Source organism: Caulobacter sp. GW821-FHT10A10 (assembly GCF_059415745.1).
Genome location: NZ_JBWKNV010000006.1, coordinates 261,155 through 276,879, shown reverse-complemented (window position 1 = coordinate 276,879; position 15,725 = coordinate 261,155). Strand labels below are relative to the sequence as shown.

Genomic DNA, 15,725 nt, shown 5'->3' with positions numbered 1-15,725 from the left:
CATGGCGACACATAATTCAAAATCTCTGGGGTGGTGAGGCTGCGATTTAGTCGCTGAAGTTGCCTGCCTCGGGGTCGCGCCAGTCGTAGTTGAAGTCGGCGTCGACCACGAACCGATACCAGCCGTTGGTGGCGGACATGCCCAGCGGGTGCTTGACGTTGCCCGACAGGAAGGTGACCGCGCCGAAGGTGGGGACCGCCCACTCACGCAGGTCGAAGCGATCCGCCAGCTTGCGGCAGACGCGCGACAGCTCACCGGTGCCGGTGTTCTCCGGCGCCATGACCGTGAACTGGATCAAGCCGACGGTGCGGCGGTAGCCCTTCCGGCCGCCCGAGGCGTCAAGCTTCTTGGTGCCGCCCGTCGCCCATCGGAATTCCGCCCAGAGCTTGGCCTGGGGCTGGATGAAATCGGAGTTGGGCATCTTCAGGCGCCCGGAGATGTCGGCGCGGCTGGCTGCGTCCAGCGCCTTGCTCTCAAGCAGGCGCCGCAGTTGATCAAAGGGGTCCATGGTTGCCTGGAGGTCAGATGCCTTCGCGCAGCTCGGCGAGGGCGAGGCGCAGGATGCCGAAGCTGGAGTCGACGCGGGACGATGCGGGGGTGGGCAGCAGGCCGTATTCCAGCGCCACGGCGCTGTCGGCGGTGTTGGTCAGGTAGATGTCGACGGGCTCCTTGGCGCGAAGGGCGCCGGCCAGCGACTGGCGAGGGCGGGCCTCGTTGGCCTTTCGGCGCGGCTCTTCGCCCAGAGCCATGTGGTTGGTGCGCCCGGTTGGGCCGCTGTCGATGGGCTCATCGTGGCGCATGTCGGGCGCGCGGGTAGACCAGCGCCAGTTGTGGATGGTGTCGCCTTCCCAGACCGGCGTCTTGGCCAGAATCTTCTCGTTCAGCGCCTTGAGAAGCCGGTCCTCCTGGGCGTCGGCGACCGCGACGGCCTTGTCGAAGAAGTTCTTGAACGCGTGCTGGAGGGGGTTGTCCCCTTGAAGGCGCAGCCGACTGCCCGAGGTGGCGAACCGCGTCATCAGGGGGTGCGCACGCGCAGGATGGTGACGGCCGAGACCGGATCGGAGAGGCGGCGCACCACCTCCCAGGTCACGCCTGCCTTGTCGGTCACGCGATCCTGGGACTTGGGCGCGACGGCCAGATCAGCTCGGGGAAAGAGCATCTTCTGGTCGATGGCCAGGGTCGGGTCCTTGTCGATCTCCTTCTCGGAGAACCCGACGATGGCGACCATGGGCAGGGTGTACTTCTTGACGGCGGGGACGAGCCGGCCGGCCTCTTCGTCCCAGGCCGACGACGAGGTGTCGATCGACAGGTAGGTGACCTTCTGGACGGCGTCGCCCAGGGCCTTGAACGCGGCCTTGACCGCGCGACTGACGTTGCTGGTGAAGCCCATCAGTGCCGCACGATGCGCTTGAAGCTCGGGCGCTGGCCGGCGTCGGCCGTGCCCAGGTCCCGCAGCATCTTGACGATGGTGTCGGGGATGTAGGCGCGCTTGAAGTCGGTGTTGAACTTGACGTCGATGACGTCGACCTGGATTTCCTTGAACTCGTCGTTAGCGCGCGGAGCGGTCCAGTCGTCGTTCATCAGGTAGGAGGCGAACTCGGCGGTAGCTTCCTTGAGGATGCGGGGGATCACCGTGTCGCGGATGACGTCGCCGTCTTCATCGTAGGCCCCGGCGCGCGGCCACTTCAGACCGCTGTCGGGCTCTACCCGCGTGCCGTTCCACTTGAAGCGGACATCCAGCTGGCGGCTGGCGCGCACGAGCAGGCGCTCCTTGACCTCTTCGTCCAGGGCTAGCCAGTCCGAGGAGGCGTGGGGATTGGCCTCGATGTAGTCGTCTGCGAAGTCGACCGAGCAGTAGGATGTGGCGTCGGGATTGGCCGAACCATCCTCGACGACGAACTTGAACGCCATTGCGGCAGCAGCTCCAGGAGGCCGGCCTTTCGGCCGGCGCTGGGTGGGGTGAATTGTCGGGGAGCGGGAAGGGCGCGCCGGCTAGCGCGTGAGGAAGGCCGGCAGCGAGAAGCCCTGGGGGGCGGGGCCGTCGAAGGCCTTGGCTTCCTTGGCCGAGGCGACGGACTTGCGGTAGGCGCTGAGGGCCTTGACCCACGCCTTGGCCATGGGCGAGCGCACGACGTCTTCGTCGGTGAACTGAACCAGCGACATGGGGATGTCGTGCTCCTCGACCAGCGCGCAGGCGATGCCCAGGCCCGAGGCCGGCACGTCGATCTGATCCAGATCGCCCGTCACCACGACCTGGGTGTCCGTGCCGATCCGCGTGAGGAACAGGGCCAGATCGTCGATGTCGGCGTTCTGGGCCTCGTCCAGGATCACGAAGGCGTTCGAGAGCGTCCGGCCGCGCAGATGCTCGAACGAAATGGTCTCGTACTTGTCCTCCTGGCGCCACTTGTCGATGGTGTTGGCCGAAACCTCGGCCCGCAGCCCGTCCATGACGGGGACCATCCACGGCGCCAGCTTGGCGATGAGATTGCCGGGGAGGAAGCCCAGGGCGTGCTTGGCCTTGGAGACCGTGACGCGGGCGACGTAAATCTTGTCGACCTCGCCGTCGACCAGCTTGCGGGCCGCGATGCGCGAGGGGATGTAGGTCTTGCCGGTGCCCGCACCGCCGGTGGCGATGACCGAAGCGCCCGAGCGGAGCAGCTCGATGTAGCGGCGCTGGTTCTCGGTCTTGGGTTGGAGGGGCTTGCCGGCCGTGTGGGCCTGCTTCGCCGCCTTCTCAGCGCGCCGTTCGGCGCGGGCCTGGGCCTTGGTCTTGGGAGTGAAGGGAGGCCGCTCGAAAGACTCTGCGAGCGGTTGGTACTCAGCGCTGGACGTCAACGTCTCTCCCTTTCCGGAGGGGCGATTTATGAGAGGGTGGCCTCCTCGGCGATCACTGCCTGGAGGCCTTGCTTGATCTCGTCGATCAGGGGCAGGAGGGCCGCGAGGGCCGAGGCCGGAAGGTCGATGTCCAGTTCGTCCAGAAGGTAGCGGACGTCGGCCTTGAGCCCTTCGCGGGCGGTCTTGGGAGCGGGGGCGACAGTCCTGGTGAACTGGGCGCCCGACAGTGCCTGGGCCGTCTGGGCCAGCTTAGCGCGCACTACGATCGGTGCGACGACGCCGGGAACCAGAGTATCGGTCAGGTCGTTCATAGAAACCCCTCATGCGGTTTGGAACTTGATGGCGGCTACCTAGACAGCCGCCCTGAGGCCCGCAAGAAGGATTATGTTTCCGTATGACGTCGAATGGCGTCTTTCGCGGCTATCGAATGTCGGCAAAAGGCTGCGGTGAAGGTCTAAGAGCCCCGATAATCGTGGCTTTTGGGCACTCGTCCAAGCATTGCGACGCCGCAACAAACCTGTAGTACGCCGCTCAAAAAATTAATGGCCCTGGCTGGAGAACCACGTGACGATCGCGCCGATCACGGCCGCGAGCAGGCTGGAGCCGGCCAGGGTGACGGGGGCGATGATGATCTCGACTCGTTGCAGACGCTGTTCGAGCTTGGTCCGCTCGGCGGCGGCGTCGCGCTCGACCCGGGCGATCTCGTCATGGGCGTCAGACAGGCTCTCTTCGAGCTTGGCCAGCTTCTTGGGCTGGTCCTGAGCCTCGATCCGGATGAGGCGCTCGCGCACGTCCTTCATCTCGCCGGAGATGTCACGCAGCACCTCGCCGAAGCTCTTCAGCTGGGCGCCGAACTCTTGGATCAGCCGCATTTCGATCTCCCGCGTATGATCGATGGGCACAGCAGCGCCGGATTCAGGCATGGACGGCATCTCGACTGGATGGTGCGCAGACGTGCGGGGACTGACCGCGCAGGGCGCGTTCAGACGGGCTATCAGCCCTGGAGCTTGCTGAGATTGCCCGTCGGCGGATGCATCCGGGCATGGTCGATTGCCGACACAGCCTCGTCCCCGACGGTAGCTACGCGATTGAATGGATGCTGGAACATCTACCCGATGGCCCATTCAATGTCAAGAAATGGCGACACTCGATGAACGGCGTATTCCCGCCGCAGGCGAGCATGGAAAAGCCCGCCGGGGCGTCCGGCGGGCTTGTGTGTGTGGTGGCCTGGGGCGGGGTCAAACCGCCGACCTCCGCCTTCGGAGGGCGGCGCTCTGTTCGGCTGAGCTACCAGGACGTATGGCGGGGGCGGCAGGGCTCGAACCTGCGTCTTCGGTTTCGTAGACCGGCGCTCTTTCCTGTTGAGCTACGCCCACGCGGGGGGAGGAATTGGCTGGCAAGGCGGGACTCGAACCCACAACCCTCTCGTTAACAGCGAGGCGCTCTACCGTTGAGCTACATGCCAATGAAACTTGGCTGCCGATCTAGGACTCGAACCTAGAATTTCCGGACCAAAACCGGACGTGTTACCATTACACCAATCGGCAGTGGTGGGTTCTGAGAGATTTGAACTCCCGACACTCGGTGCGTAAAACCGATGTTCTTCCGCTGAACTAAGAACCCACGCGGAATGTTTGGTCCTAGCTCCAGGATTCGAACCTGGGGCCAATGGATTATCGATCCACTGCTCTACCGGACTGAGCTAAGCTAGGATGGTGTCCAGGGAGGGAATCGAACCCCCGCACGCGCTACGTCAAAGCGCTGCTCTCCCACTGAGCTACCCGGACGCCGGGTTGAAGGATGGGATATGGCCCACTCGGGTGCTTTCGAGACACCGGCTTCCGCGTCTTCAGGGCGGCGCTCTTCCATCTGAGCTACGAGTGGATTGGTGGATGGTCCATGGATTCGAACCTGGGAACCCCGAAGGGACGGGAGCTACAATCCCGCTGCGTTGACCGCTTGCATAACCATCCAGAGTTGTTAGTCGCCGCCGGTCATTGTTGTCCGCGTGTGCTGAGGGCTGAAATGCAAAAGGCCCGCCAGGGTGTTCCTGGCGGGCCTTTCGAGAAGCTGGAGACTTGATCTGGACTTAGTCGTCCTTGATCGGAAGCACCAACGCACGCGAACGGCCCGCCCGGAAATTCCGGACGACCTGAATGTTGCGCACGAATTGGCGATAGGAAGTCATGAGGGAGTGTCTAGCACAGCTTGGTGCTCAATGTCAAGAAATGGCGTCACTCGTTGCCGAATTGTCAGTCCCCGCGATCCGCCCGTGTCCGCCAGCTCAGATGCCATTGGGTGACACTATGTGTTGACGCCAATCTAGATGAGTGTCAGAAAACGGCGTCGTTCGTAACGGTCGATCAACCAGGACGATTTTAGAAGGACGAGGAATCCGGCGCTCGGCGCCGCTGATGGTAGGAGGGCGTGATGAAGAAGACTTTGGGGACGATCCTGACGCTGGGCGCGCTCGCGGCGTCGACGCCGGCCCTGGCGGACTGGAACTTCACGCGCTGGGGAATGTCGCCAGACGAAGTCGCGGCCTCCGATCCTCGGGTGGTGCGCTCATACCCTTTGGAGGCGCCCAAGGCCGTGGTGCGCCACTTCCATCACGCAGAGCTGCGCGCGGACGGTGTCGATCTGATGGTCGAGTTCGCCTTCACTAAGGACCGGTTGACCGCCGTCGAGATGCGGTGGGCGGGCCAGCCCGATCTCGATGGCGACGAAGCCTGCCGCAGGGTGGTCAATGGGCTGACCTCGATCTACGGCGCGTCGACTAAGCCTGAGTTCGTCGACGGGCGGACACACAGGTTCTGGCAGTCGGCGGCGAAGAACGTGGCCGTCCACTACTACGCGTCTGACTATGACTGCTGGATCGACTTCGGGCCCATCAGGCCTTTGCCGGCGGTGCAGCCAGCGCGGACTTCCAGTGAGGCTCAACGCACCTACTGATTGGCGGCGGGCGGAGGTCTTGATCCCCAGGCCTTGCGGCTCGTTCCGACTAGCAATCGGCCCCTGGCTCCCGCCAGATTCACCCGCCGGGGTGATGGCGGAGAGCGGAGGTCTCGATCCCCAGACCCTTGCAGGTCCGACGCGCCTTCCAAGCGGCCCCGGCCGCCCGGCAGGTTCGCTCTCCTCGTGATGATGGCGGAAGGCGGAGGGCACGATCCCCAGCCCCAGGAGGGCCGATCAGCTTTCGAGACTTACCCGGCCCAGCCGGTTCGCCTTCCTCGAATTTGGTGGAGACAGCCGGGATCGAACCGGCGACCATCTGCTTGCAAGGCAGGCGCTCTTCCATCTGAGCTATGTCCCCGCTCTGGTACTGCCGCTTGGGATCGAACCAAGCACACCTGTGACACAAACAGGCGCCGGCCCTGCCGACGACAGCACAGAGAAAGTGGTGGGGGTGAGAGGACTCGAACCTCCCCAGCCTTTTACGGCTACCGGACTCTCATTCCGGCGCGGCTACCAACTTCGCCACACCCCCGTGGTGCCCGTCCCGAGAGTCGAACTCGGTCCCCGCCAAGCGGGAGGAGTTTTTGAGACCCCCGCGTCTACCGTTTCCGCCAGACTGGCACGTTGTTGTTTGGTCCCGGCGAGAGGGTTCGAACCTCCCCGACCTTTCGGCCACCGCGTTCTGAGCGCGGCGCGTCTACCAGCATCCGCCACGCCGGGACTGAAAATGGAGCGCAAGGTGGGACTCGAACCCACGGTGGGGGCTGGAGCCCCAGTCGATTAAGAGTCGACACCCTTCGCCACTCGGGCCACATGCGCGAACTTGTTGCTGGTTCCTGATTGGTGCCGGCAGGAGGACTTGAACCCCCGGCCTCCTGCTTACGAGGCAGGCGCTCTACGACCTGAGCTATGCCGGCGTTGACGTGGCGCCCGAGCCAGGAATCGAACCTGGGTCTCGCCCATACCAAGGGCGCGTCCATGCCACTGGACCAGACGGGCAATGCGGTTGAGGTGGTCAGGATGGCTGGGATCGAACCAGCGGCCCCGAGGCTCCCGACCCCGTGCTCTTCCGCTGAGCTACACCCTGGACTGCACCTGGAATGATGGTCTGCGTGGCAGGATTTGAACCCGCGACCTTCCGGCTCCGGACCGGCGGCTCTCCCAGGCTGAGCTACACGCAGACGAAGAAAAGGCCCCGCGTCCTGGGGACGGGGGCCTTGCATCTGATGGAGCTGGGAAAGGCTCTTCAGGTGCGGACCCCCTTGGGGCCGCATCCGAGCCGGACACCTTAGGGGGTGTCCGCCGAGAGCGACCCGGAGCGCAGCTTGCTCGAAGGCAGCAGCGCCGACGCATGGGCGAGCAAAGACGTCGCCGGGGAGGCGGCGGTCTTGGCGGTGCTCGGCTTATGCGTCAGGTGGGTCATGGTCTCGGTGCAGGTGATAGGTTAGGCGGCGATGGCCGGCGGCTGCCGGCCTTCGGTCTCACGCCGCGCCAGCTCGAAGCGGGCGGCGGCGGCGGCGAGCGACCCGCTCTTGGCGATCAGGCGAAGATCGCCGATCGAGACGGTCTTCATGCGCTCGGCGCGGGTAGTATTGTGGGCCATCGTGGGCTCCCTGCGGGCCGTCGGCCAGGATGGCGGACGGTCCCTTGGCTGGTTCTTCGAGAAGAACCTCAGCCGTCAGGGAGCTTGGCGAGCTTGTTCACCAGGGCCTTGAGGCGAAGATCGAGCAGCCACCGAAGGGCGCTCGCAATCTTGTCTTGGGCGTAGAGAGTGCCAAGGCACATGGTGGACCTACGAATGTTGGCGGTGCGTAGGGGAATTGAACCCCTCTTCCCGGATCGACAGTCCGGTGTATTGACCGATATACGAACGCACCTTGTGAGGTGTGGGTGGTAGCCCGCCGGAGACTCGAACTCCGCTCGCCCGCTTGAAAGGCGGGTATCCTGCAAACCGCTAGACGATCGGGCCATAAACACGACGGGCCGATCGCTACGCCGCCAATTAGGCGGCGGGCGTATCTCGACCCGTCAGGGCCTCTCGCTCTCGGATGTTCAGCAGGTGCGTCATAGTGGTACTGCTTAAATCACAACTCGGATCGTGTGTCAAGAAATGGCGACACTGAATGTCGGGTGGTTGGTGCGGCCGGCGGGGCTCGAACCCGCATCTCCGGAGTGGCGCTCCGGGATAATCCCTCTATACGACGGACGCGCTTGGCGCGGCAGGCCGGGCTCGAACCGGCGGCCTCCTGGGTGGGGCCCAGGCGCTCTTCCGACTGAGCTACTGACGCGCGTGATGGCGACGGACCAGGGACTCGAACCCTGCACACTCGGTTTTGGAGACCGATGCTCTACCCCATGAGCTAGACCGCCATGGCCGATCGGGCGCGCGTTCAATCGAAGCGCGACTCAAACGGCTGGTGATGGAGAGCTGGCGCGAGAGCGACGGGGGAGAGCGACGGGGGAGAGTTAGGCGGCCAGACCGTCGTCTTGAACGACTTCGGCTGCTTCTTCGGTCGGAGCCTCTGCGGCTTCAACGACCTCTTCCACGGCGCTGACGCGCTTGCGACCTCGTCCTCGGGCGGGCTTGGCCTCGACCTCGGGTTCGTCCAGGAGGATCACCTCGCTGATGGTCGGCTCGGTCTCCACGCGCTGCCAGGGCGTCTTGGTCCACCCCTTGTCGAGCACGAGCGTGTTGGCGCGCGAGGCGGTTACCTCGAAGCCTTCGTTCGTCTCGGGATGGTAGACCCAGGTCTTGGTCACGGTGGCGTCCTAAAGTGGAGCCTGACTACTAAACGCAATCGTGGTCAATGTCAAGAAATTGCGTCACTGGCGCTTGACCAGTGACGGTAAAGCCGGCATACACCGTCTCGCCGGCCAAGAGGGCCGGTCCATTCAACAGCAAGGAAAGGACGCGCCGAGACGGGTTGTTATTCAGACACTTAGGCGAGGATGTCGGCCGTACAGGCGTCCCCAAATCGGAAAAAGCAAAGGCCGCCCGGTTCGCAAACGGGCGGCCTTTTCTTATTCCAGCGTCCAGCTCATCAGCACCGCGTGGTCCTCGCCTGGAGAGGTGCTCGTCGTTGGGCTGGAGAAGACCAGCGTCGACAGCGCCGACGACTGGTCCACCTGCGGCGCGAACCATCGCCGAGTGAAGGTGGGCGTTCCGTCGCTGGCGACGGCGAAGCCCTGGCCGGCGGCGCAGCCGGACGCCTGGGTGAAGCTGCCGGCGTTCATGGTCCAGAGCACGGCGTAGTAGCGGCCGGCCGCCAAGGCTTGCCCGACGGTGACGGTGTTGACGCCGGCCACGGGCGAGAGCACCACCTTGTCGACCACGATGGCGCCGGTGGCGTCGGCGACGCCCACGCGGACCCAGCCGCCGGTAGCCGCCGCCAGACAGAAGGCCAGCTGCGTCAGCGTGAAGCCGTCGCTGGTCACCGCGAAGGGCTCGATGATCCGCTGATCTTCGGAGAGCGCGAGCACCGAGGAGGCGCGCAGGGCCACGCCCGGCACGCGGTGGCCGGCGGCCGGCGGCAAGTCGGTGATGGCCTTGCCGTCCGCGAAGGACGAGGGGATCAGGTCCTGGCGATAGCTGATGCCCGAGGCGCCGCTGCGGCAGAGCGGGGCGTCGGTCGGGCCAGGGCGGGCGCCGCGCGCGGTGAGCGCAGCCACGTCGATCGCCAGCCGTGCGCCGTCGGATCGCATGTAGACGATCTCGTCGACGAGGTTCACGGCGATCTCGCCGGGGATGATGTTGGGCACGGCGCCGGCCGTGCGCGAGTGCTTCAGCTGGTAGGTGCTCATGCGACGCGCAGGTGGACAGGGTGGGTGAGAAGGCCGCCGCCCTCCAGGTGCCCGCAAACCGCCTTGGCGCCGACCGCGACCGAGGGGGTGATGAAGGTGGAGTAGCGGCCAAGGGCAAGCGACAACGCCGCCGTGGTGGTGAAGCTGCCGGCGGCCGTGAAGGTGCGGCTGGTGGAGAACACGACCGCGCCGTCGGTGTCCTTGATCCCGAAGGTGACGGTCGCCGCGCCTTCCAGCGCGACATGCAGGCCCGTCAGGCCGGCCGGGCGCGCCAGCTCGAACGCGGCCTCATGACCATCGGTGGTCAAGGCCAGGGTCTGGGCGCTGGTGATGGTCAGGCCCGGCACGCGCCAGGACTGGGTGTCGTAGAGCGCGCCGCCGCCGCCCATGGAGAGGGTGCGGAAGGCCAGTCCGTCCGAAGTTTGTACGCAAATTTCGGACATATCGCCCGAGAGCGTGGGCACGCCCTGCACATCCAGCGGCAGGGCCTTCATGCCCGAGGCGAAGTCGAACCACAGGCTCGGGCCCGACGTCTCCAGGTAGGCCTCCCCGTCGGCGAGCGCGGTCGGGCGCGTGTCTTCGTCGGCGCGGATTTCGATCAGTTCGGCGCCGATCACGCAGTCCTTGATCTGAATGGTCATGCCACCTCGGCGGTGAGATAGGCGAAGGCGTCAGCTTCGCGGGTGGAAGGAGCAGCGGCCCAAAGCGCGCCGTCGAAGGCGGCCGAGAGGTCGCCCAGGCCGGCAAAGCCCGATCCGAAGTCGAGCGGAGCGGGATAGCCGGCGAGCACCGGCGCGGTCGAGCCGCTCAGCGCCAGGACGGCGGCGTGCCAGCCAACCCCCAGCTCGGCGTTGATCGCGACGGACTTGACGCCGGTGGTGGCGCACGAGGCCGATCCTTGCGCGAGCAGCGCGGTGGGCGCGCCGTCCAGGGACCATTGAACGATGCCCAGATGGGCGGCGGCGTCGGACGCCTGGGTCACCTCGATCGAGAGCGCGGTCAGGGTGATGGGCTTGGGGTTGAAGAACGGCCGATAGATGATCCGAGCCAGGGTCGGCGTGCTGGTCGTCTTCTCGCCGTAGCCATCCGACAGGACCACGCTGTCCTGGAGGGCGAAGCGGATCGGAGCGGTGTAGACGGCCGAGGCGTCCACCCAGCCGCCTTCGCCGGTCAGGACCTGTCCGTCGGCGCCGCCGCTGGGAACCAGGCCGTCCATGACCGCGCCGAACGGCGTGGACGCCAGGACCGCGTTGGCGTCGGCATAGTAGAGCACGCCATCGGCCTCATTGAGCACCAGCTCGCGGGCGCGGATGGCGTCCGGCGCGCGGCCGGACACGAGCGTGCGCTTGAAGCGCAGCTTGCCGAACGCACCGTCGTCCACCCAGCCCTCGGGCGCGTAGACCGCCGAGGTCGGCAGCTCGACGAAGATATTGGCGGGGGCTTGGTCGCCGCGCACCGTGACGCCGGCCACGGTGACGTACACCCAGGGGAAGCCCGCCACGACCTGGGCGACGCGGAAGTATTCGCCGACCGGGGCGCTGACCACGACCGCGATCTCGTCCTTCATCGCCACGGACGAGCCGGCGGTGAGGGCGGTTAGACCCTGGTGGTTGATCGTGATCTGGCCGACCTCGCCCTTGGGCAGGCCGATGACCACGGCGCCGCCTTCGGGGCTGGTGGAGGTCACAGCGTCCGGGCCCGCGCCGCTGGCGGCGGCGTCGGCCCAGAGATAGCCCTGGCCGCCGATCGAGACGATCGCCACGCTGGGCGCGTCGCGGGTGATCAGGGCGTCGCCCGTGGCGCGCAGCTTGGGCTCGGAGACGTCGATCTCCGAACCGAGGTCGCCTTGGGCGTCCACGCTGGTCTCGACGCTGCCGGCAGGCGGCTTCAGCGGCTCCAGGACCGGCATGTCGTCGGCGTCGGCGTCGAAGAGCGCGCCGGCCGTCAAGGTGACGGCGGGAACAGCGACCGCCAGCGACGGCGGCGCGGCGACGGCCGACGCCTTGCCCAGGGCCGAGCCCTCGGGCGCGGTGTAGGTCAGCGTGCCGATCACACCGCTGGCCTCGCTCGACAGCGAGACATAGGTCACCGCGTCCAGGGCGGTGACCTGGACTTCGCCCACGTCGACGAAGGCGGTGGCGCGCACGCCCGCAGCGCCGGCCGCCGAGGTGACGGCGATCGCGCTGGGGAAGGCCTTGGTGATGTTCTGGCCGGCGGCGGCCGAGCCCTCGAAGGGCTGGAGGGTGATCTGGTCGAGCGGCAGGCTGACGTAGGCGCCCGAGACGTTGCCGGCCTCGGTGGTGACCAGCGTGATCTTCAGGTCGAACGAGGCGGCCACGTCGGCGGCGTTGCCGACGAAGGTGTAGCCTTCCGGCGCCGTCAGATTGAGGGTCGGCAGGTAGCCGCCGAACGATGCCGACGGAATGCCCGAGGGCGCGCCCATGGCGATCGTGCCGATCGCGCCGCCTTCGAGGTTCACGTCGCAGTAGGCGTCGGCGCTGTTGATCGTGATCGGCGCGGGCAGCGAGGCCACGATCGTGGCTTCGGTGTCCGGCTGGGCCGTCACCGTGCCGATCAGAATGGGCAGTTCGACTTGCGTCTGGAGGAAGACGTGACCTTCGTACTGCACGGTCGCGGGCGCGACGACCACGGCGCGCACCAGGAACTCCTCGGCCGTGCCGGCGCCGTCGTTGAGCGGCTTGGGCTCGATGTAGGCGTAGCCCTTGGAGCCGGCTTCGGGCGCGGTGAGCGCGGCGGCCTGGACAGGCTCGGCCATGGACTCAAAGAGCTGGTCCAGCGTGATCGAGCCGCCCTCGGGCGCGGTGACCTCCAGGGCCACTTCCTCGTTGATCGGCCCGTTCCAGAGACCAAAGTCGCCCTGGATGTAGCCCGCCGGCTTGGTGATCGTGATCTTCGACGGCGAGAAGTAGAAGGTCTTGTTGGCCGCGCTGCCGCCGGCCGTCATCAGGGCGTCAACCGTCGTGACCGCGATCTGCGGCAGCGAGACTTCGGCGTTGCCGTTGTCGCTGTCGGCGGCGGTCCCGCCCGCTCCGGTGGGCGCGGTGACGTCCACCTGGGGCAGGGCCTCGTTGATGACGTGGTCCTGGGTCGCCGACGCCTTACTGCCCATCACGGTGATGGTCGGGCCGATGGCCGTCTTCAGCGCCGTGAAGTCCAGGGGGATCGAGAACGGCGTCAGCGACGGGACGGTCAGCTTGATTGACGTCTGATCGTTGACCGGGATCGAGAGGTATGCGTTGGCCACGATGCCGCCCTCGGGCACGCGACTGATCGTGACCGACGGCATGGTGTCAATGTAGAGGACGTTGCCGGGCTCCGCCTTGGCGGCCGGCACGACGATCGAGATGCCGGCGGCGGTTCCCACCGCGCCGGTCACGCTGATAGGGACGGAAGCCTTGGCTGCCGCCGAGGTCAGGGTGATGTCGACACCCGCGCCAATGGCGTTACCGGGGGTGACGGTAGAGAAGCTGCAATAGGCCGCGCCGCCCGAGCCGGCCGCTGTGGCGCTGCCGCCGACAGCCACGGAGCCGGTGTAGAGGGTTGAGGTCGTGTTGGGAGCTGCATAGTAGCTTCCAACAACCATCGAGCTGGCCTGATAGCCGCTGATGGAGCTGTTGACCCAGCTGGAGCCGCCGCCGCCGCCGGCCGGGATGGCCGTGGTGCCCGTGCCGCCGCCGCCGCCGTAGTAGCCGCCGCCGCCTCCGCCGCCTGCGGTGTTGGAAGACGCCGTGGAGCTGTAACCCAGACCGCCGGTCAGGTAGGCGCCGTCTCGGGCCGTGGTCGAGTTGCCGCCCGCGCCGCCGGCCGTCTGCGTCCCGCCCTTGCCCTGGTAGGCGGTGTAGGCCGACCCGTAGCCTGTCGAGAGGGCGTAGGCCCCGTCGGAACCAGCCGTGCCGCCGCCAGCCCCGCCTTGGCCGCCGCTGGACGAAGAGGCCTTGGAGTTGCCGCCGCCGCCGCCGCCGGCAATGGCGACGAGCACGTCGTTGACGTAGACGCGCGTCGAGCCGCCGCCGCCCGCGCCGCTGTAGCCGGAGCTGGTGGAGTAGAAGCCGCCCGCGCCGCCGTCAGGATAGCCGCCCGCCGAGATCGCAGAGTTTGATGCTACAGCGCCGCCGCCGCCGACCTGCACCTTTACCCGGTCACCCGCCGAAAGCGTCAGAAGGTATTGGAGGTAGCCGCCGGCGCCGCCTCGCGCGTAGCTATAGGAGGAAGCCGAGCCGCCGCCCCCTGCGCCGCCCCAAAGGTCGAAGGTCGCAACCCCCGGCTCGGAGGCGTAATAGTAGATGTCGCCGGCAGTTGCTGCCCCCACGCCGGAGACACCTTGGGAGAGGGTGTAGCTGAAGTTGAGGACCGCAAGGCCCTTGCCTGCGCCGCCCGACGTCGTGCCGCCCGTGCCGTAGCCGGTTTGATAATTGAGAGAGGTGGTGCCGCCCGAGGTCGCGCCGCTGCCGGCCGCCGTCGAACCGCTGATAAACCTGTCAGAAGCGCTGTTGACGTACCCCGAGCCGCCGCCGCCAGCGCCAAGGGCTTGGTTCGAGGTGGAGTGGCCAGGACCGCCGCCGAAATAGCCGCCGCCGCCGCCCGAGCCGCCGGGGCTGGAGCCGCTGTCGCCGCCGGCCAGCGAGCCGCCCGATAGCGTCGAGGTGGTGTTCGTGCCGCCGGCCGTTTGCGAGCCGCCGGTGCCCGCCACGGCGGTGGTCCCGCCGCCCGTACCGCCCGTCTCACCGCCGCCCGCGCCGCCGGTGTAGGCATAGCTGGAGCTGTAGCGAATGCCGCCGCCGCCGCCGCCGGCAACGGCCATCAGCGTGCCGTTGATGTAGAGGCGCGTGGAGCCGCCGCCGCCCGTCGTCGTGATCGAGCTGCTGTAGCCGATGCCACCATCGCCGCCGTCAGGCCAGCCGCCCGCATTGACCGCGCCAGCCGAGCCAGCGCCCGGGCAGGCGCCAACCATGACGCGGACCGTGTCGCCCGCCTTGATCTTGAACAGGGCCGAGGTATAGCCGCCGCCACCGCCCAAGCCGTAGGTGGTGGAGTAGTAGCCGCCTGCCGCGCCCCATAGCTCGAAGAACAAGACGCCGTCGCGGGTGATGGGATAGTCAGTCTTGTAGCCGGCGCTGGTATTGACCAACGTTCCGCCGGCCGGCGCCGTCCCGATCGACCAAACGTCAGTCGTCGCCTCAGGCGCTGTGACCGTGACGGTGGTCAGCGCGCCAGTAGCGGTCGGCGGGAAAGTGACGACCACGAGGCCGTTACCGCCGGTGGCGTTGTTGTAGCTCGTCGAGCCGACGCCGATTCCCGAGACGTAGTTGGCCGAGGTCGTCCCGGCGGTATTGTAGGTCGTGCCGGCGGTGGTCGCGCCGGAGACGTAACCCGAGTAGCTGGTGTTGATGTAGCCCGAGCCGCCGCCCCCCGCGCCTCGGATCGAGGTCGAGGTGACATAGGAGCCGCCGCCGCCGTAGTAGCCGCCGCCGCCGCCCGCGCCGTTGCCGGCGGCCGTGGTGGAGGTCGACGTGCCGCCAAGGCCACCGGTCAGGTAGCCGCCGGCCTTTGCGGTGGCGCTGTTGCCGCCGGCGCCGCCGGCCGTCTGCGTCCCGCCCTTACCGGCATAGGTGGCCGTGGCTGCGCCGCCGTCCGCGCCGGACGCACCGCCACCAGGGCCGCCGCCTGCACGGTAGCTGGTCGAGGACGTTAGCTGGCCGCCGCCGCCGCCGCCGGCAACCGCCACGAGGACGTCGTTGATGTAGACCCGAGAGCCGCCGCCGCCCGCGCAGTTGTAGGTGGTGACGGAGGTGTTGCGACCGCCGGAGCCACCGTCGGGATAGCCTCCCGTGCCGGCCGCGCTGGTGTTGCCATAGCCACCGCCGCCCGCAGCCATGATCCGAATGGTCGCGCCTGCCGGGACGTTGGCGACGTAGGTGGTGTAGCCGCCGCCGCCGCCGTAGGCCGTTGCGTCATAGCCGCCGCCGCCGCCGCCCCACAGCTCGAAGGTCAGCTGCCCGGCGTATGCCACCGTGTAGCTGACTTCGGCGCCGGAGTAGGCGACGGACGTAGCGCCGTAAGGAAGGTTGGCCATTAGCCAGCCTCCCCGACGCGCTCGAATTCAAGCGGCAGGA

The 15,725-nt window shown here is 67.2% G+C and carries 13 protein-coding genes and 23 tRNA genes; 1 reads left to right on the top strand and 35 read right to left on the bottom strand.

The features are described 5' to 3' along the window. Positions 1-46: 46 nt before the first annotated feature. From AC07NS_RS18100 to AC07NS_RS18025, 16 genes are all read right to left on the bottom strand, one after another. On the bottom strand, positions 47-508 hold the full coding sequence (locus AC07NS_RS18100; RefSeq protein ID WP_494605425.1) for a hypothetical protein: 462 nt from the start codon (positions 506-508) through the stop codon (positions 47-49). 13 nt (positions 509-521) lie between these two features. Further along, on the bottom strand, positions 522-1,016 hold the full coding sequence (locus AC07NS_RS18095) for a hypothetical protein (RefSeq protein ID WP_494605423.1): 495 nt from the start codon (positions 1,014-1,016) through the stop codon (positions 522-524). Further along, positions 1,016-1,390 carry a hypothetical protein gene (locus tag AC07NS_RS18090; protein WP_494605421.1) on the bottom strand — a complete coding sequence of 125 codons (375 nt, stop codon included), beginning with the start codon at positions 1,388-1,390 and terminating at the stop codon, positions 1,016-1,018. The genes AC07NS_RS18095 and AC07NS_RS18090 overlap by 1 nt, the downstream gene beginning before the upstream one ends. Beyond that, positions 1,390-1,911: a DnaT-like ssDNA-binding protein gene (locus AC07NS_RS18085; RefSeq protein ID WP_494605419.1), complete on the bottom strand. Its 522-nt coding sequence runs from the start codon at positions 1,909-1,911 to the stop codon at positions 1,390-1,392. The genes AC07NS_RS18090 and AC07NS_RS18085 overlap by 1 nt, the downstream gene beginning before the upstream one ends. An 81-nt stretch (positions 1,912-1,992) precedes the next feature. After that, the gene (locus tag AC07NS_RS18080; protein WP_494605417.1) at positions 1,993-2,835 is read right to left on the bottom strand and encodes a PhoH family protein; all 843 of its coding nucleotides are present in this window, start codon (positions 2,833-2,835) and stop codon (positions 1,993-1,995) included. Positions 2,836-2,861: 26 nt separating this feature from the next. Further along, positions 2,862-3,146 (bottom strand): hypothetical protein, encoded by a 285-nt coding sequence (locus AC07NS_RS18075; RefSeq protein ID WP_494605415.1) that lies wholly within the window; start codon positions 3,144-3,146, stop codon positions 2,862-2,864. Positions 3,147-3,374: 228 nt separating this feature from the next. Then, positions 3,375-3,707, bottom strand: a complete 333-nt coding sequence (locus AC07NS_RS18070; RefSeq protein ID WP_494605413.1) for a hypothetical protein — start codon at positions 3,705-3,707, stop codon at positions 3,375-3,377. A 348-nt stretch (positions 3,708-4,055) separates the two neighbouring features. Then, positions 4,056-4,132, bottom strand: a tRNA-Arg gene (locus AC07NS_RS18065). A 3-nt stretch (positions 4,133-4,135) separates the two neighbouring features. After that, a tRNA-Arg gene (locus AC07NS_RS18060) sits at positions 4,136-4,211 on the bottom strand. A gap of 14 nt (positions 4,212-4,225) precedes the next feature. Beyond that, positions 4,226-4,300 (bottom strand) — tRNA-Asn (locus AC07NS_RS18055). Between the two features lie 8 nt (positions 4,301-4,308). Beyond that, positions 4,309-4,382: transfer RNA gene (locus tag AC07NS_RS18050), tRNA-Gln, on the bottom strand. Position 4,383: 1 nt separating this feature from the next. Beyond that, positions 4,384-4,458: transfer RNA gene (locus AC07NS_RS18045), tRNA-Val, on the bottom strand. A 12-nt stretch (positions 4,459-4,470) separates the two neighbouring features. Continuing rightward, positions 4,471-4,547, bottom strand: a tRNA-Ile gene (locus AC07NS_RS18040). A 1-nt stretch (position 4,548) separates the two neighbouring features. Beyond that, a tRNA-Val gene (locus tag AC07NS_RS18035) sits at positions 4,549-4,622 on the bottom strand. Between the two features lie 21 nt (positions 4,623-4,643). Next, positions 4,644-4,719 (bottom strand) — tRNA-Phe (locus AC07NS_RS18030). A gap of 2 nt (positions 4,720-4,721) precedes the next feature. Beyond that, a tRNA-Tyr gene (locus AC07NS_RS18025) sits at positions 4,722-4,808 on the bottom strand. A 457-nt stretch (positions 4,809-5,265) separates the two neighbouring features. Here AC07NS_RS18025 and AC07NS_RS18020 point away from each other — a divergent pair. After that, the gene (locus AC07NS_RS18020) at positions 5,266-5,787 is read left to right on the top strand and encodes a hypothetical protein (RefSeq protein WP_494605411.1); all 522 of its coding nucleotides are present in this window, start codon (positions 5,266-5,268) and stop codon (positions 5,785-5,787) included. Positions 5,788-6,072: 285 nt separating this feature from the next. On the opposite strand, the gene AC07NS_RS18015 is transcribed toward AC07NS_RS18020, so the two are convergent. The 19 genes from AC07NS_RS18015 to AC07NS_RS17925 all read right to left on the bottom strand — a co-directional run bounded on the left by AC07NS_RS18015 (position 6,073) and on the right by AC07NS_RS17925 (position 15,685). Then, positions 6,073-6,148 (bottom strand) — tRNA-Ala (locus tag AC07NS_RS18015). 85 nt (positions 6,149-6,233) lie between these two features. Next, a tRNA-Leu gene (locus tag AC07NS_RS18010) sits at positions 6,234-6,322 on the bottom strand. 1 nt (position 6,323) lies between these two features. Continuing rightward, a tRNA-Leu gene (locus AC07NS_RS18005) sits at positions 6,324-6,411 on the bottom strand. A gap of 11 nt (positions 6,412-6,422) precedes the next feature. Then, a tRNA-Leu gene (locus tag AC07NS_RS18000) sits at positions 6,423-6,510 on the bottom strand. An 8-nt stretch (positions 6,511-6,518) separates the two neighbouring features. Next, positions 6,519-6,609: transfer RNA gene (locus AC07NS_RS17995), tRNA-Lys, on the bottom strand. Between the two features lie 22 nt (positions 6,610-6,631). After that, a tRNA-Thr gene (locus tag AC07NS_RS17990) sits at positions 6,632-6,707 on the bottom strand. A 7-nt stretch (positions 6,708-6,714) separates the two neighbouring features. Beyond that, positions 6,715-6,789, bottom strand: a tRNA-Thr gene (locus tag AC07NS_RS17985). A 13-nt stretch (positions 6,790-6,802) separates the two neighbouring features. Beyond that, positions 6,803-6,877 (bottom strand) — tRNA-Pro (locus tag AC07NS_RS17980). A 17-nt stretch (positions 6,878-6,894) separates the two neighbouring features. Further along, a tRNA-Pro gene (locus AC07NS_RS17975) sits at positions 6,895-6,971 on the bottom strand. A gap of 263 nt (positions 6,972-7,234) precedes the next feature. Further along, a complete protein-coding gene (locus AC07NS_RS17970; protein ID WP_494605409.1) occupies positions 7,235-7,393 on the bottom strand; it encodes a hypothetical protein in 159 nt (52 codons plus the stop codon). 199 nt (positions 7,394-7,592) lie between these two features. Beyond that, a tRNA-Asp gene (locus tag AC07NS_RS17965) sits at positions 7,593-7,667 on the bottom strand. 14 nt (positions 7,668-7,681) lie between these two features. Further along, positions 7,682-7,759: transfer RNA gene (locus AC07NS_RS17960), tRNA-Glu, on the bottom strand. A 166-nt stretch (positions 7,760-7,925) separates the two neighbouring features. Beyond that, positions 7,926-7,999 (bottom strand) — tRNA-Gly (locus AC07NS_RS17955). A 3-nt stretch (positions 8,000-8,002) separates the two neighbouring features. Then, a tRNA-Gly gene (locus AC07NS_RS17950) sits at positions 8,003-8,078 on the bottom strand. 6 nt (positions 8,079-8,084) lie between these two features. After that, positions 8,085-8,160 (bottom strand) — tRNA-Trp (locus tag AC07NS_RS17945). Positions 8,161-8,256: 96 nt separating this feature from the next. Next, positions 8,257-8,550, bottom strand: coding sequence for a hypothetical protein (locus AC07NS_RS17940; protein WP_494605408.1), 294 nt, complete (start codon positions 8,548-8,550; stop codon positions 8,257-8,259). A 261-nt stretch (positions 8,551-8,811) separates the two neighbouring features. Next, positions 8,812-9,591, bottom strand: coding sequence for a hypothetical protein (locus AC07NS_RS17935; protein WP_494605406.1), 780 nt, complete (start codon positions 9,589-9,591; stop codon positions 8,812-8,814). Continuing rightward, the gene (locus AC07NS_RS17930; RefSeq protein WP_494605404.1) at positions 9,588-10,232 is read right to left on the bottom strand and encodes a hypothetical protein; all 645 of its coding nucleotides are present in this window, start codon (positions 10,230-10,232) and stop codon (positions 9,588-9,590) included. The genes AC07NS_RS17935 and AC07NS_RS17930 overlap by 4 nt, the downstream gene beginning before the upstream one ends. Beyond that, a complete protein-coding gene (locus AC07NS_RS17925) occupies positions 10,229-15,685 on the bottom strand; it encodes a glycine-rich protein (protein WP_494605402.1) in 5,457 nt (1,818 codons plus the stop codon). The genes AC07NS_RS17930 and AC07NS_RS17925 overlap by 4 nt, the downstream gene beginning before the upstream one ends. Between the last annotated feature and the right edge of the window lie 40 nt (positions 15,686-15,725).